This is a genomic window from Isoptericola sp. F-RaC21 (genome assembly GCF_038593535.1).
In the GTDB taxonomy this organism is placed as follows: domain Bacteria; phylum Actinomycetota; class Actinomycetes; order Actinomycetales; family Cellulomonadaceae; genus Isoptericola.
Map to the genome: position 1 here is coordinate 930,024 of NZ_JBCFYX010000003.1, position 13,369 is coordinate 943,392.

A 13,369-nucleotide genomic window follows, 5' to 3' on the forward strand; every position below is an offset into this window, starting at 1 on the left:
CCGTGCCGCCAGGCCGGCGCTGGGCCAGGTGATGGCCGGCTGCACGGTGCTCGTCACGGCGGACCGCCGGTCGGGGGAGCTGGCCGCCGCGCTGGAGCGCCGTGGCGCCGCCGTCCGGCACGCGCCCGCGCTGAGCATGATCCCGCACGTGGACGACGACGCCCTGATCGCCGCGACGCGCGCCCTCGTCGCCGACCCGCCGGACGTCGTCGTCGCGACCACCGGAGTCGGGTTCCGCGCGTGGATCGAGGCCGCCGACGCGCACGGCCTCGCCGACGACCTGCTCGCCGTCCTGGGCCGGTCGCGGATCGTGGCGCGCGGTCCGAAGGCGCGCGGCGCCATCCAGGCCGCGGGGCTCCAGGCCGACTGGGTCGCGGAGTCCGAGACGTCGGCCGAGGTCGCCGAGGTGCTGCTCAGCGAGGGCGTGAGCGGGCTGCACGTCGCCATCCAGCACCACGGGGCGGGCGCCGACGGGCTCGACGCCGTGTTCGAGAAGGCGGGCGCCCGCGTCTCCGCGCTGGTCGTGTACCGGTGGGGGCCGCCGCCCGACCCGGCCGCCGTCGAGGCGTCCGTCCGCGCCGCCGCGGCGGGGGAGATCGACGCCGTCGCCTTCACGTCCGCGCCCGGCGCCGAGGCGTGGCTGCGCGCCGTCGAGGCCGCGGGCCTGCGTGACGACGTCGTGGCGCGGTTCGCCGACGGGTCGATGGTCGCCGCCGCCGTCGGGCCCGTCACCGCGCGGCCGCTGGAGTCGCGCGGCATCCCGACGCTGCAGCCCGAACGCGGCCGCCTCGGCGCGCTCGTGCGCTCGATTGTGGGGCACTACGAGCACCTGGAGTCCGTCGCGCTCGCCACGGTCGCCGGGCCGCTGGTCATCCGGGCGCGCGTCGCCGTCCTGGGCCAGCAGGTGCTGCCCCTGTCGCCGACCGGCGTCGAGGTGCTGCGGCTGCTGGCCTCCGCGGGCGGCGACGTGGTGCCGCGCGAGCGCGTGCTCGACGTGCTGCCGGGCAGCTCCCGCGACCCGCACGCCGTCGAGGTCGCCGTCGCGCGCCTGCGTGACGCCACCGGCCGCCGCGACCTCGTCAAGACCGTCGTCAAGCGCGGCTACCGGCTGGAGCTCGCCCACGACTCTGCTGGTTGAGCCTGTCGAAACCCCCAAGGCTCAACCGGCGGGATAGACGTCCACCTCCGCCGCCTTGACGGACAGCCAGACCTCGGCCCCGGGGACGACGCCGAGCTCGGCCACCGCGCCCGGCGTGACGTCGGCAGCCAGGTGGCCCGTACGGATGCGCACCAGGTCGCCACGCGGCTCGAGCGAGCGCACGGTGCCGCGGAAGGAGTTGCGCGGGGAACCGTGCTGCTCGTCGAGGTAGACGGAGACCGCGGCGGGCCGGAAGACGGCGGTCGTCGGCGTCCCGGCGGCGATCCCGTCGGCGGGCGTCCGGCCGTGCGCGACCTCGCCGGCGGCAGTGCGGACGCCGTCGCCGGTCCAGGTGCCGGTGAGCAGGTTGAGCCCGGCGATCGTCGCCGCGAACGCGCTGCGGGGACGGCTCAGCACCTGCGCTGTCGGGCCGCGTTCGACGACCTGTCCGTCCTCGATCACGGCCACCTCGTCGGCCAGCAGCAGCGCGTCGAGGACGTCGTGCGTGGTGATGACGGCGGTCTGCCCGACGAGCAGGCGCTTGAGGGTCTGGCGCAGCTCGGGGGTGACGTCGACGTCGAGCGCGGCCATCGGCTCGTCGAGCAGCAGCAGCCGGGGCTCGGCGGCGAGCGCTCGCGCGACGGCGACCCGTTGCGCCTGACCGCCCGACAGGGTCGACGGCGCGCGGTCGGCCAGGTGCGCGAGGCCGACGTCCGCGAGCCGGCGGTCGGCCGCGGCGTCGGCCGCGCGGCGCCGGGCCCCCTGGGACCGCGGCCCGAACGCGACGTTCTGCCGCACCGACAGGTGCGGGAACAGCAGCGGCTCCTGCGCGAGCAGCGCGACCTGCCGGGCGTGCGGCGGCACCCAGGCGCGGGTGCGGCCGCCGTCGGCGCGCACCAGCGTGCGGCCGTCGAGCGCGATGTGCCCGTCGTGCGGGCGGAGCGTGCCGGCCGCGAGCCCGAGCGCCGTGGACTTGCCGGCCCCGTTCGGGCCGAGCAGGGCGAGGGTGCGGCCGTCGGCGACGTCGAGCTCGACGTCGAACCCGCGGGCCGGCAGCGTGGCGGCGAACGTCAGGGTCACAGCGGGCTCCGGTCCCGCCGGGTGGCGGCGATGACGAGGACGGCGACGACGACGAGCAGCAGGGACAGGGCCACGGCGGCGTCGGGGTCGGTCTCGCGCTGCAGGTAGATCTCCAGCGGCAGGGTGCGGGTGACGCCCTGCAGGCTGCCGGCGAACGTGATGGTGGCGCCGAACTCGCCGAGCGCGCGGGCGAACGACAGCACCGCCCCGGACAGCAGGCCCGGCCACACGAGGGGGAGGGTCACGCGCCGCAGCACCGTCGTCGGGCGGGCGCCCAGCGACGCCGCGACCACCTCGTAGCGCGCCCCGGCCGTGCGCAGCGCGCCCTCGAGGCTCGTCACCAGGAACGGCAGCGCGACGAACGTCTGCGCGAGCACCACCGCCGTCGTCGAGAACGCGACCTGCACGCTCGCGACCTCCAACGTCTCGCCGAGCAGGCCACGGCGGCCGAACGTGTACAGCAGCGCGATGCCGCCCACCACGGGCGGCAGCACCAGCGGCACCATCACCAGCGAGCGCAGCAGGTCGATTCCCGGGAAGCGGCAGCGTGCCAGCACCAGCGCCATCGGGACGCCGATCACGAGGCACGCCACGGTGCTGGCGGCCGACGTCTGCAGGCTCAGCAGCAGCGCCGCCCGCGCCGACTCGCTCGTGATCAACGACCAGTAGCTCGACCAGTCGACGCGCGTCGCCATCGCGACCAGCGGCAGCAGCACGAAGAGCCCGCCCACCGCGGCGGGCACGAACGCCCACCGCGGCACCCCCACGCTGGTTGAGCCTGTCGAAACCCCGGTCGCAGCCCTCGCCGAGACTCTCATGGCGCGCCGAAGCCGTACCCGGCGAGGGCCTGCCGCCCGTCGTCCGACAGCACGAGCTCGATGAACTCCTGCGCGAGGTCGGCCTGCGCGGCGCCCACGACCGGCGCGATCGGGTAGGTGTTGACGGCCTCGGCCGACTCGGGGAACTCGACGCCCTCGACGTCGTCGCCCGCGGCGGCGACGTCCGTGAGGTAGACGAGCCCGGCGTCCGCCTCGCCGGCGGTGACCTTGCCCAGGACGTCGGTGACGCTCTGCTCCTCGCTCACCGGCCGCAGGTCCAGGCCTGCCGTCTCGGCGACCTTCGCGGACGCGGCCCCGCACGGCACCTCGGGCGCGCACAGCACGAGCTTGACGTCGGGGTCGGCCAGGTCGGCGAGGGTCTCGACGCCGGCGGGGTTGCCCGGCGGGACGGCGATCTCGAGGGTGTTGGTGGCGAAGTCCCGGGGGTCGCCGACCAGGTCGTCGGCGACGAGCTTGTCCATGTTCGCGGTGTCGGCGGAGGCGAAGACGTCGGCCGGCGCGCCCTGCTGGATCTGCGCCACCAGGTCGGACGACCCGGCGAAGCTGAGCTGCACGTCGACGCCGTCGTGCGCGGCCTCGAACTGTGCGGCGAGGTCCTCGAACGAGTCCTTCAGCGACGCGGCGGCGAACACGGTGAGCGTCGCGTCGTCCGCGCCGTCGCCTGCGCTCGCGGAGCCGCAGCCCGCGAGCGCCGCGATGCCCAGCGCGACGACGCCGGCGGCGACGTGCCTCCTCACGCGTCCCCCCGGTCCTCGGCCTCGATCACGACGGTCGTCGACTTGATGACGGCGACCGCCACCGAGCCGCGCTCGAGCCCGAGGTCGCGCACGGCCTCGGTGCTCATGAGGGACACCACGCGGAACGGCCCGCACTGCAGCTCCACCTGCGACATGACCTTGTCGCTCTCGATGTCCGTGACCAGACCGACGAAGCGGTTGCGCGCCGAGCTCCGCATCCCGCCCGGCAGCGCCGGGACCCTGGCGTGCTCGCGCGCCACCGTCGCGACCTCGTACCCGTCCACCACCTTGCGGCCCGACGCGTCCGTGCTGGACCCCAGCAGGCCGCGGTCGATCCACCGGCGCACGGTGTCGTCGCTGACGCCGAGGTACACGGACGCCTCTGAAACGCGCATCTGCGGCATGAACCGGAGCATAGCCCCGTGTTTGCGGAGGAGGTTGTCGGGAGCGTGTGCCGGACACGGTCGTGCGCAGTGTCCGGAGGGGGACTTGAACCCCCTCGCCCGACGGCGGGGCGCTGAAGCCGTTCGTGGCCTGCGGGTCCCGCAGCCAGCGGAGAACATAGGCTGACGCCCGTGCATGACGACGTGACGCGGCGGCGGTCCGTGGCCGACCATGCCGCCGCGGTGGCGGGCCTGGTCGCCCCGGCGCTGGCCGAGGCGCGCGGGCGCGGCGCGGCGCGGGTCGACGTCGCGACGCTGCTCACCCAGGTGGGCGCCGGCGCCGGGCTCTCGCCTCGCGTGCTGGCGCGCGACGCGGTGGCGGCCGTCGCGCTGCCCGGCTTCGACAACTCGCAGATGGACGGGTACGCGGTGCGTGCCGCGGACCTCGCGGGCGTGGCCCCGGGCGCGCCGGTGACGTTGCCCGTCGCCGCCCCCGTGCCGGCGGGCACGCAGCCGCCGCCGCTCGAGGCAGGCACCGCGGCACCCGTGATGACGGGGGCGCCCGTGCCCGCCGGCGCGGACGCCGTCGTGCGGATCGAGGACGCGGACCCGCCGCGCTTCCCGGACCCGGCGGCCCCCGCGGAGGTGCGGTTCTCCGCCCCCGCCGCGCCGGGCACGTTCGTGCGCGCCGCCGGCTCGGACGTCGCGGCGGGGGACGTGCTGGTCCCCGCCGGGGCGCCGCTCGGCGCCCCGCAGCTCGGGGCGCTGGTCGCCGCGGGCGTCACGACCGTGGAGGTCGAGGCGCCGCCGCACGTGCTGCTCGTGTCCACCGGGTCGGAGCTCGCGCCCGCCGGGGCGCCGCTCGGCCCCGCGCAGGTGCACGACGCCAACGGGGCCGCCCTCACCGCCGCCCTCGCGCAGGCCGGCGCGCGCGTCACGACCCGCGTCGTGCCGGACCGGCCCGACGCGCTGCTCCGGCTGCTGGCCGAGGCACCGGGCGACGTCGCGATGGTCGTCACCACCGGCGGCGTCTCGGCCGGGGCCTACGAGGTGGTCCGCCAGACGCTCGGTCAGGGGGAGGACGCCGCCTGGTTCGGCCACGTCGCCGTCCAGCCCGGCGGGCCGCAGGGCCTCGGCACCGTCGCCCTCGGCGCGCGGGAGGTCCCGCTCGTCGCGTTCCCCGGCAACCCGGTGAGCGCATACGTGTCGTTCGAGCTGTTCCTGCGCCCGGTGCTCGTGGCCGCGACGGGGGGTGCGCCCGCGCGCCGGGCCACGGGCCGCGCGCCGCTGGCCGAGGCGATCGACTCGCCGCCCGCGCTGCACCAGGTGCGGCGCGGCACGCTCGACGCCGAGGGCCGCGTGCGCATGACGGGCGGCCCCGGCTCCCACCTGCTGACCCACCTCGCCGCCGCGACCGTCCTCGTGCACGTGCCGCCCGGCGTCGCGCACCTCGACGCCGGCGATCCCGTCGACTTCCAGGAGCTCCGATGACCGACGCCTCGACCGACAACGCCGGTCTGTCCCACTACCGCGCCGACGGCGCCGCGCACATGGTCGACGTGTCCGCCAAGGACGTGACGAGCCGGCAGGCGACGGCCCGGGGCGTGCTGCGCACGCGCGCCGACGTCGTCGCGCGCATCGCGTCCGGCGACCTGCCCAAGGGGGAGGCGATCGCCACCGCCCGCATCGCCGGGATCCTGGGCGCCAAGCGCACGCCCGACCTCGTGCCGCTGTGCCACCCGCTGCCGATCTCCGGCGTCGAGATCGACGTCGTGCCTGCGCAGGACCGCGTCGAGATCACCGCGACTGTGCGCACCACCGGCCGCACCGGCGTGGAGATGGAAGCGCTCACCGCCGTCACGGTCGCCGGGCTCACGCTGTACGACATGATCAAGGCCGTCGACAAGGCCGCCGTGCTCACGGACGTGCAGGTCGTGGCGAAGTCGGGCGGGAAGTCCGGCGACTGGACGCGCGCCGCCGCGACGACGGACGGGGCCGGCGCATGAGCGCCGGGCAGGAGCGGCGCGTCGCCGTCGTGGTCGCCTCCGACCGGGCCGCCGCGGGGGAGTACGAGGACCGCTCCGGCCCGGCGGCGGTCGAGTGGTTCGCCGCGCGCGGCTGGCGCACCTCCCCGCCCGTCGTCGTGCCCGACGGCGAGCCGGTGCGCGAGGCCCTCGCCGGCCTGCTGGTGGCGGCGCCCGACGCCGTCCCGCACCTGATCGTCACCAGCGGCGGCACCGGGCTCGGCCCCCGCGACCGCACACCGGAGGCCACCCGCGCCGTCCTCGACCGCGAGGTGCCGGGGATCGCGGAGCTCGTCCGCGCCCGCTCGCTGGCGCCCACGGACCCGGCGAAGAAGGCGGTGCCCGCGGCGGCGCTGTCCCGCGGCGTCGCCGGGGTCGCCGGTCGCACGCTCGTCGTGAACCTGCCGGGATCCGTCGGCGGCGTGAGGGACGGCCTCGACGCGCTCGCCGACGTGCTGCCGCACGCCGTCGACCAGCTCCGGGGCGGCGACCACCCCGCCCCGGTGGCCGAGCCTGTCGAGACCGTCGACGCGGTCGTGCTGCGCGCCGACGTCGTCGACTCGCCCCTGGACCCGCTGCTCGGGGAGCTGAGCGCGCTGGTGCGCGACGACGCGTGCGGGGCGGTCGCGACGTTCACCGGCTTCGTGCGCGACCACGACGGCGGCCGCGGCGTCGCGCGGCTGCACTACGAGGCCCACCCGGACGCGGCCGCCGTGCTGCGGACGGTGGCCGAGCGGGTCGCCCGGCGCACCGCCGCGGCCACCGGCGACCGGGTCCGGGCCGCCGTCGTGCACCGCACGGGCGACCTGACGATCGGCGACGTCGCGGTGGTGGCGGCCGTCGCCGCCGGGCACCGGCAGGCCGCGTTCACCGCGGCGTCGGACCTGGTCGAGGAGCTCAAGGCGGAGGTGCCGATCTGGAAGGAGCAGGGCTTCTCCGACGGCACCTCGGAGTGGGTCGCGTCGCTCGGCTGAGCGCGATCCTGAGCGCGATGACTGGGGGTCACCTGCTGTTCACCTGAGGGTCGGTGTCACGACGGCGGAGCGCCATCGGTGCTCCCTACGTTCGGGCACGTCGAACCCCCACCCTCAGGAGTGCCCGATGACGATCGCCCCCGAGTCGCGCCCGCTGCTGGACCTTGCGGCCACGCCTCACAGCCCCCACTACGCGCGCGGCAAGCGCAGCCCGGTCACCTGCCGCCTCAAGTGCGCCGACGCGTGCTCGCACCCGGCGCCGAACGAGTCCGCCAACGAGTACTTCCGCGACGTCGCGTCGCGGGCCCTGTCCCGCCGCGTCATGCTCGGCGGCCTCGCCGCGGCGGCGGCCACCGTCGTCGTCGGCGCCCAGGTCGCGGGCGCCCCCGGCGCGAGCGCCGCCACCGCGGCCGGCCGCGGGCACGGCGCGGGCAAGGGCCTCGCGTTCGGTGCGATCGCCCCGCAGGACGCCGCGGTCGACGCGTTCGTCGTGCCCGAGGGCTACGAGTGGTCGCCGATCATCCGCTGGGGCGACCCGATCCTGCCCGGGGGCCGCGCGTTCGACGCCGCGCGCCAGACGCCGGAGCAGCAGGCCAAGCAGTTCGGCTACAACGTCGACTACCTCGACATCCTGCCCGCCGACCCGGACGACGTCCGCCCCCGCGGCGGGAAGACGAAGCGGGGCAGGCGCGGCCTCCTGGTGAGCAACCACGAGTACACCAACGCCGGCATCATGTTCGACGACTCGTACGACGCCGCCACGCGCCGCGCCATCGAGCGGGCCGCCTGGGGCATGTCGGTCGTCGAGGTGCGCCGCGACCGCGAGGGCTCGCCGTGGACCTACTCGCGGATCAGCCGCTACAACCGCCGCATCACCGTGGAGACGGAGTTCCGGGTGGACGGCCCGGCGGCCGGCTCGTACCTGATGAAGACGGTCGAGGACCCGAGCGGCACGCGCGTGCGCGGCACGCTCAACAACTGCGCGGGCGGGACGACGCCGTGGGGCACCGTCGTCTCCGGCGAGGAGAACTACAACGCCAACTTCCGCGTCAGCGGCAAGGACCCGCGCGACGCGCGCTACGGGCTCAAGGACGCGGCGACGAGCTACGGCTGGGAGCTCGACGACCCGCGCTTCGACGGTCGGAACCCGGGGTACGAGTACGAGAGCCACCGCTTCGGCTGGGTGGTCGAGGTGGACCCGTACGAGCCCGACGAGGAGCCCGTGAAGCACACCGCGATGGGCCGCCTCAAGCACGAGGGTGCCAACGTCATCCTGTCGAAGCGCGGGCACGCCGTCGCGTACATGGGCGACGACGAGCGGTTCGACTACGTGTACAAGTTCGTCTCGAAGGACCGGTTCCGCGAGGGGAGCAGCCGCTGGGCCCGCCGTCACAACAAGACCCTGCTGTCCGAGGGCGACCTGTACGTGGCGCGGTTCACCGGCGACTCCCCGGCGTCGGAGATCGACGGCACCGGCGCGGTCCCGTCCGACGGCGGGTTCGACGGCACCGGCGAGTGGATCCCGCTGGTCAAGGACGGCGAGTCCCGCGTGCCGGGCATGACCGTCGAGGAGGTGCTCGTCTTCACGCGCCTCGCGGCGGACGCCGTCGGCGCCACCAAGATGGACCGGCCGGAGGACGTGGAGCCCAACCCGCTCACCGGCCGCGTCTACGTCGCGTGCACGAACAACACCGACCGCGGCAAGGAGGGCAAGGAGGGTGCCACCGAGCCGAACCCGCGCACCACGAACCGCGACGGCCACGTCGTGGAGATCATCGAGGACCGCGGCGACCAGACGTCGGAGACCTTCACCTGGAACCTGCTGCTCGTCGCGGGCGACCCGTCGGTGAACGGCTCGACCTACTTCTCGGGCTTCCCGGCGGACCGGGTCTCGCCCATCTCCTGCCCGGACAACCTGGCGTTCGACGACGACGGCAACCTGTGGATCTCCACGGACGGCGCGCCGTCGACCATCCAGAAGTGCGACGGCCTGTTCAAGGTCACGCTCACCGGGCGCCAGCGGGGCCGGGTGGAGCAGTTCCTGTCCGTGCCGCGCGACGCCGAGACCTGCGGTCCCGTCGTCGACTCGCGCGATGCCATGGTCTACGTCAACGTCCAGCACCCGGGCGAGGACGGCAGCATCGACGCGCAGAACTCGTACTTCCCGGACTACCTCGCCGAGGGCGAGCGCGCCCCTGCGGGCGCCTGGCGCGGCCCGCGCCCGTCCACGGTGCAGGTCTACAAGGCCGGGCGGGGCGAGCGGCCGGGCCACGGCAACGGGCACGGCAACGGGCACGGTCACGGGAACGGCAACGGTCACCGCGACGACGGCTGGGACGGCCCCGGGCCGTTCCCGTGGCCCCGCCAGCGCTGACCGCGAGGTAGCTCGAACCACCTCGCGGTGGCCAGGGGGTGGTCGACGGTTCGTAGACTGGGGAACCGTGACCACCCCCGAGGCGCCCGCGGACGCCTACCTCGACCACGCCGCCACGACCCCCATGTCGCGGGCGGCGCTCGAGGCGTACGTGGCGGAGGCCGGCCGCGCGGGGAACGCGAGCTCGCTGCACTCGGCGGGGCGCGCGGCGCGGCGGGCGGTCGAGGAGTCGCGCGAGTCCGTGGCCGCGTCGCTTGGCGCGCGGCCCAGCGAGGTGATCTTCACCGCCGGGGGCACGGAGTCCGACAACCTCGCCGTCAAGGGGATCTTCTGGGGCCGGCGCCGCTCGGACCCGCGCCGCACCCGCGTGCTCGTCTCCGCCGTCGAGCACCACGCGGTGCTCGACCCGGCGTTCTGGCTGGCGGGGCACGCGGGTGCCGAGATCGTGCTGCTGCCGGTGGACGGCGACGGCCGCGTGGACCTCGCCGCCCTGCGCGCCGAGCTGACCGAGCACGGCGACGAGGTCGCCCTCGTCTCGGTGATGTGGGCCAACAACGAGGTGGGCACGGTGCAGCCGGTGCGCGACGTCGTGCGGCTCGCGCACCAGCACGGCGTGCCCGTGCACACGGACGCGGTGCAGGCCGTGGGCCAGGTCGAGGTCGACTTCGCGGCGTCGGGCGTGGACGCGATGACGGTGACGGCGCACAAGCTCGGCGGCCCCCTCGGCGTCGGCGCGCTGCTGGCCCGCCGCGACCTGCCGATCGAGGCGGTGCTGCACGGCGGCGGCCAGGAGCGCGGCGTGCGCTCCGGCACCCTCGACGTGCCCGCGATCCGGTCGTTCGCCGTCGCGCTGGCGGAGACCGTCGCCGCGCGCCCCGAGCGCGCCCCGGCGCTGGCGGCCCTGCGCGACAAGCTCGTCGCGGGCGTGCGCGCCGTCGACCCCGAGGCCGTGCTGCGCGGTCCGGACCCGTCCTCCGACGACGGCGCCGCCGCCCGCCTGCCCGCCAACGCGCACTTCACGTTCCCCGGCGCCGAGGGCGACTCGCTGCTGTACCTGCTGGACTCGGCGGGCGTGCAGGCGTCCACCGGCTCGGCGTGCCAGGCGGGCGTGCCGCAGCCGTCGCACGTGCTGCTCGCGATGGGCGTGCCCGAGGTCGAGGCGCGCGGCGCGCTGCGCTTCTCGCTGGGCGCGACGTCGACCGCCGCGGACGTCGACCGCCTCGTCGCCGCGCTGCCCCAGGTGGTGGAGCGCGCCCGGGCGGCGGGCCTCGTGTCCGCGCCGGGGGGTGCGGCATGAGGGTGCTGGCCGCCATGTCGGGCGGCGTGGACTCGGCCGTCGCGGCGGCCCTCGCCGTGGAGGCGGGGCACGACGTGGTCGGCGTGCACATGGCGCTGAGCCGCAACCGCGACCAGTTCCGCACGGGCTCGCGCGGGTGCTGCTCCATCGAGGACGCCGGCGACGCGCGCCGCGCCGCGGACGTGCTCGGCATCCCGTACTACGTCTGGGACCTGTCCGAGCGGTTCGAGGAGACGGTGGTCGCGGACTTCCTGGCCGAGTACGAGGCCGGCCGCACCCCGAACCCGTGCGTGCGCTGCAACGAGCACATCAAGTTCGAGGCGCTGCTCGACAAGGCCACGGCGCTCGGCTTCGACGCCGTGGCCACCGGGCACTACGCGCAGGTCGTGACGCGCGAGGGCGCCGACGGCACCGTCGTCCGCGAGCTGCACCGCTCGCCGAACGACGAGAAGGACCAGTCGTACGTGCTGGCCGTCATGGGGCCGGACCGGCTGGCGCGGGCGATGTTCCCGCTCGGCGGTTTCGCGTCCAAGGCGGAGGTTCGCGCCGAGGCCGAGCGGCGCGGCCTGTCGGTGAGCGCCAAGCCCGACTCCTACGACATCTGCTTCGTGGCCGACGGCGACACCCGCGGCTTCCTGCGCGACCGCCTCGGCTCGCGCCCGGGCGAGGTCGTCGACACCGACGGCGCCGTCGTCGGGGAGCACGACGGGGCGTACGCGTTCACCGTCGGCCAGCGCAAGGGGCTCGGCCTCGGCCGTCCGGCCGCCGACGGCCGGGCGCGGTACGTCGTGGACGTGCAGGTGTCGACGAACACGGTCGTCGTCGGCCCGGCCGAGCTACTGAGCGTCGACCGCATCGAGACGCACAAGGCCGTCTGGCTCGCCGCGCCGCAGGAGCACGCCGAGGGCGCGTGGCTCGACGACGTCGAGGTGCAGGTCCGGGCGCACGGGGCACCGGTGCCCGCCCGGGTGCGCGCGGCGACCGCGGCCGACGGCACGCCTGCGATCGACGTCGAGCTCACCGGCCGCCCGCTGCGCGGCGTCGCGGCCGGGCAGTCGCTGGTCGTGTACCGCGGCACGCGCGTACTGGGCCAGGGCACCGTCGCGCGGGCCTGGCGCGGCTGACCGCCGCGCCGCGCGTCGGCCTCGCCGGTCAGCCCCGCGCGAGCCGCTGCCGGTGCGCCTCGTACAGCACGATCGACGCGGCGTTGGACGCGTTCAGCGAGCTCGCCGACCCGGCCATGGGGATCGCCACCGTGACGTCGGCGGCCTCGCGCCACCCCTTCGACAGCCCGGCGGTCTCGTTGCCGACGGCCAGCAGCACGGGGCCGGCGAGGTCGACGTCAGCCGGCGCGGCGTCGCCGTCCTCGTCGGTCGCGACGACGGTGACCGGCCGCCCGGCGGCGCGGTGCGCCTCCACCCAGTCCATGACCTCGCCGTGCGAGGCGGCCCGGACCACGGGCAGCGCGAACAGGGAGCCGGTGGACGCGCGCACGGACTTCGGGTCGTAGGGGTCGGCGGCGTGGCCGGTGACGACGAGGCCGTCGGCGCCGAAGGCGTCGGCCGACCGCACCACCGCCCCGACGTTGCCCGGCTGCGTGGGCCGGTCGAAGACGACGCCCAGGAACGACGGCCCCACCGGGACGCGCGCCAGGCCGTCGGCCGGCATCCCGACGACGGCCAGCAGCTCGGCGGCGCCCTCGTCCTTCTCGGCGAGCTCGGCGAGCAGGTCGGGGGACATCGCGATCGTCTCGGCGCCCGTGGACTGCAGCACGTCCTGGGCCCACGACGACAGCCGGCGGTCCGTCTCGTGCAGCAGCGTGCGCACCTGCCAGCCGTGCTCGACGGCCATCGTGATCGGGCGCACGCCCTGCACCAGGAACTCCCCGGCGCGGCCCCGCTTGGTGCGGTTGGTGAGCAACGTCTGCAGCTGCTGGAAACGGGCGTTGCGCACGGTGATCCGCATGCGCGCAGTCTCCCACGGGTGGGCGGGCGTCAGCTCCCGGTCAGCGGCGCAGCTCGTGCTCCCACCACACCTGGTCGCGCATCACCCAGTGCTCCGCCTCGAGGCCGTCGTGCACGCGGACGAGGTGCATCTCGCGGACCGTGAACCGCCGGTGGGACGGCGGGAGGCCGAGGAAGAAGCCCGAGTGCAGGGCGCTGAACGCGACGTGCAGGGACACGAGGTCGCCCTCGGCGACGGCGTGCAGCACCTCGACGTGCTGCTCGTCGAACGCGTCGTGGAACCAGTGCATGCTGGCGACCAGCGCGTCGGGCCCGCCGGCGCAGCCCGGCAGCACGTCGTGGTTGCGGAAGCCCGGCGCGAGCTGGCGGCGCAGCACCGCCTCGGCGCCCGACGGCATGGCGTTCGCGTGCACGCGCGTCGCCACCGCGCGGGGCGTGGACGGCGTGGCGGAGGGCAGGACGTCCCGGCCCGCGGGTGCTGCGGGCGCCTGGTCGAGGATGACGGACATCGGGACTCCTTCGTCGGGCCGTTACCGTGCTCCTACCCATCGAGAGCGGT

At 75.9% G+C, this 13,369-nt stretch carries 13 protein-coding genes; 7 read left to right on the plus strand and 6 right to left on the minus strand.

The features are described 5' to 3' along the window. The first annotated feature begins 31 nt into the window (after nt 1-31). Complete coding sequence (locus AAG589_RS14630; protein ID WP_430568045.1) at nt 32-1,138, plus strand: uroporphyrinogen-III synthase; 1,107 nt, start codon at nt 32-34, stop codon at nt 1,136-1,138. 21 nt (nt 1,139-1,159) lie between these two features. On the opposite strand, the gene AAG589_RS14635 is transcribed toward AAG589_RS14630, so the two are convergent. Genes AAG589_RS14635 through AAG589_RS14650 form a run of 4 tightly spaced genes read right to left on the minus strand, consistent with a single transcriptional unit; the run spans nt 1,160 to nt 4,198 of the window. Continuing rightward, nucleotides 1,160-2,218: a sulfate/molybdate ABC transporter ATP-binding protein gene (locus tag AAG589_RS14635; protein ID WP_430567965.1), complete on the minus strand. Its 1,059-nt coding sequence runs from the start codon at nt 2,216-2,218 to the stop codon at nt 1,160-1,162. Then, nucleotides 2,215-3,036, minus strand: a complete 822-nt coding sequence (locus AAG589_RS14640) for an ABC transporter permease (protein ID WP_430567966.1) — start codon at nt 3,034-3,036, stop codon at nt 2,215-2,217. Before AAG589_RS14640 ends, AAG589_RS14635 begins: the two co-directional genes overlap by 4 nt. Continuing rightward, nucleotides 3,033-3,794, minus strand: a complete 762-nt coding sequence (gene modA / locus AAG589_RS14645; protein WP_430567967.1) for a molybdate ABC transporter substrate-binding protein — start codon at nt 3,792-3,794, stop codon at nt 3,033-3,035. The genes AAG589_RS14640 and modA overlap by 4 nt, the downstream gene beginning before the upstream one ends. After that, on the minus strand, nt 3,791-4,198 hold the full coding sequence (locus AAG589_RS14650; protein WP_430567968.1) for a TOBE domain-containing protein: 408 nt from the start codon (nt 4,196-4,198) through the stop codon (nt 3,791-3,793). The genes modA and AAG589_RS14650 overlap by 4 nt, the downstream gene beginning before the upstream one ends. A 171-nt stretch (nt 4,199-4,369) precedes the next feature. Between AAG589_RS14650 and AAG589_RS14655 the strand changes: the two genes are divergently transcribed. The 6 genes from AAG589_RS14655 (at nt 4,370) to mnmA (ending at nt 11,970) form a co-directional block, all read left to right on the plus strand. Beyond that, nucleotides 4,370-5,668, plus strand: a complete 1,299-nt coding sequence (locus tag AAG589_RS14655; protein ID WP_430567969.1) for a molybdopterin molybdotransferase MoeA — start codon at nt 4,370-4,372, stop codon at nt 5,666-5,668. Further along, nucleotides 5,665-6,183 (plus strand): cyclic pyranopterin monophosphate synthase MoaC, encoded by a 519-nt coding sequence (gene moaC / locus AAG589_RS14660; RefSeq protein WP_430567970.1) that lies wholly within the window; start codon nt 5,665-5,667, stop codon nt 6,181-6,183. The genes AAG589_RS14655 and moaC overlap by 4 nt, the downstream gene beginning before the upstream one ends. Further along, nucleotides 6,180-7,175 carry a molybdenum cofactor biosynthesis protein MoaE gene (locus AAG589_RS14665; RefSeq protein WP_430567971.1) on the plus strand — a complete coding sequence of 332 codons (996 nt, stop codon included), beginning with the start codon at nt 6,180-6,182 and terminating at the stop codon, nt 7,173-7,175. The genes moaC and AAG589_RS14665 overlap by 4 nt, the downstream gene beginning before the upstream one ends. A gap of 127 nt (nt 7,176-7,302) precedes the next feature. Continuing rightward, nucleotides 7,303-9,549, plus strand: a complete 2,247-nt coding sequence (locus AAG589_RS14670) for a PhoX family protein (protein WP_430567972.1) — start codon at nt 7,303-7,305, stop codon at nt 9,547-9,549. A 67-nt stretch (nt 9,550-9,616) separates the two neighbouring features. Beyond that, on the plus strand, nt 9,617-10,846 hold the full coding sequence (locus tag AAG589_RS14675) for a cysteine desulfurase family protein (RefSeq protein WP_430567973.1): 1,230 nt from the start codon (nt 9,617-9,619) through the stop codon (nt 10,844-10,846). After that, nucleotides 10,843-11,970 carry a tRNA 2-thiouridine(34) synthase MnmA gene (mnmA, locus tag AAG589_RS14680; protein WP_430567974.1) on the plus strand — a complete coding sequence of 376 codons (1,128 nt, stop codon included), beginning with the start codon at nt 10,843-10,845 and terminating at the stop codon, nt 11,968-11,970. Before AAG589_RS14675 ends, mnmA begins: the two co-directional genes overlap by 4 nt. A gap of 28 nt (nt 11,971-11,998) precedes the next feature. On the opposite strand, the gene AAG589_RS14685 is transcribed toward mnmA, so the two are convergent. After that, nucleotides 11,999-12,811, minus strand: coding sequence for a TrmH family RNA methyltransferase (locus AAG589_RS14685; RefSeq protein ID WP_430567975.1), 813 nt, complete (start codon nt 12,809-12,811; stop codon nt 11,999-12,001). Between the two features lie 40 nt (nt 12,812-12,851). Next, nucleotides 12,852-13,319 (minus strand): ester cyclase, encoded by a 468-nt coding sequence (locus AAG589_RS14690; protein ID WP_430567976.1) that lies wholly within the window; start codon nt 13,317-13,319, stop codon nt 12,852-12,854. Nucleotides 13,320-13,369 lie beyond the last annotated feature (50 nt).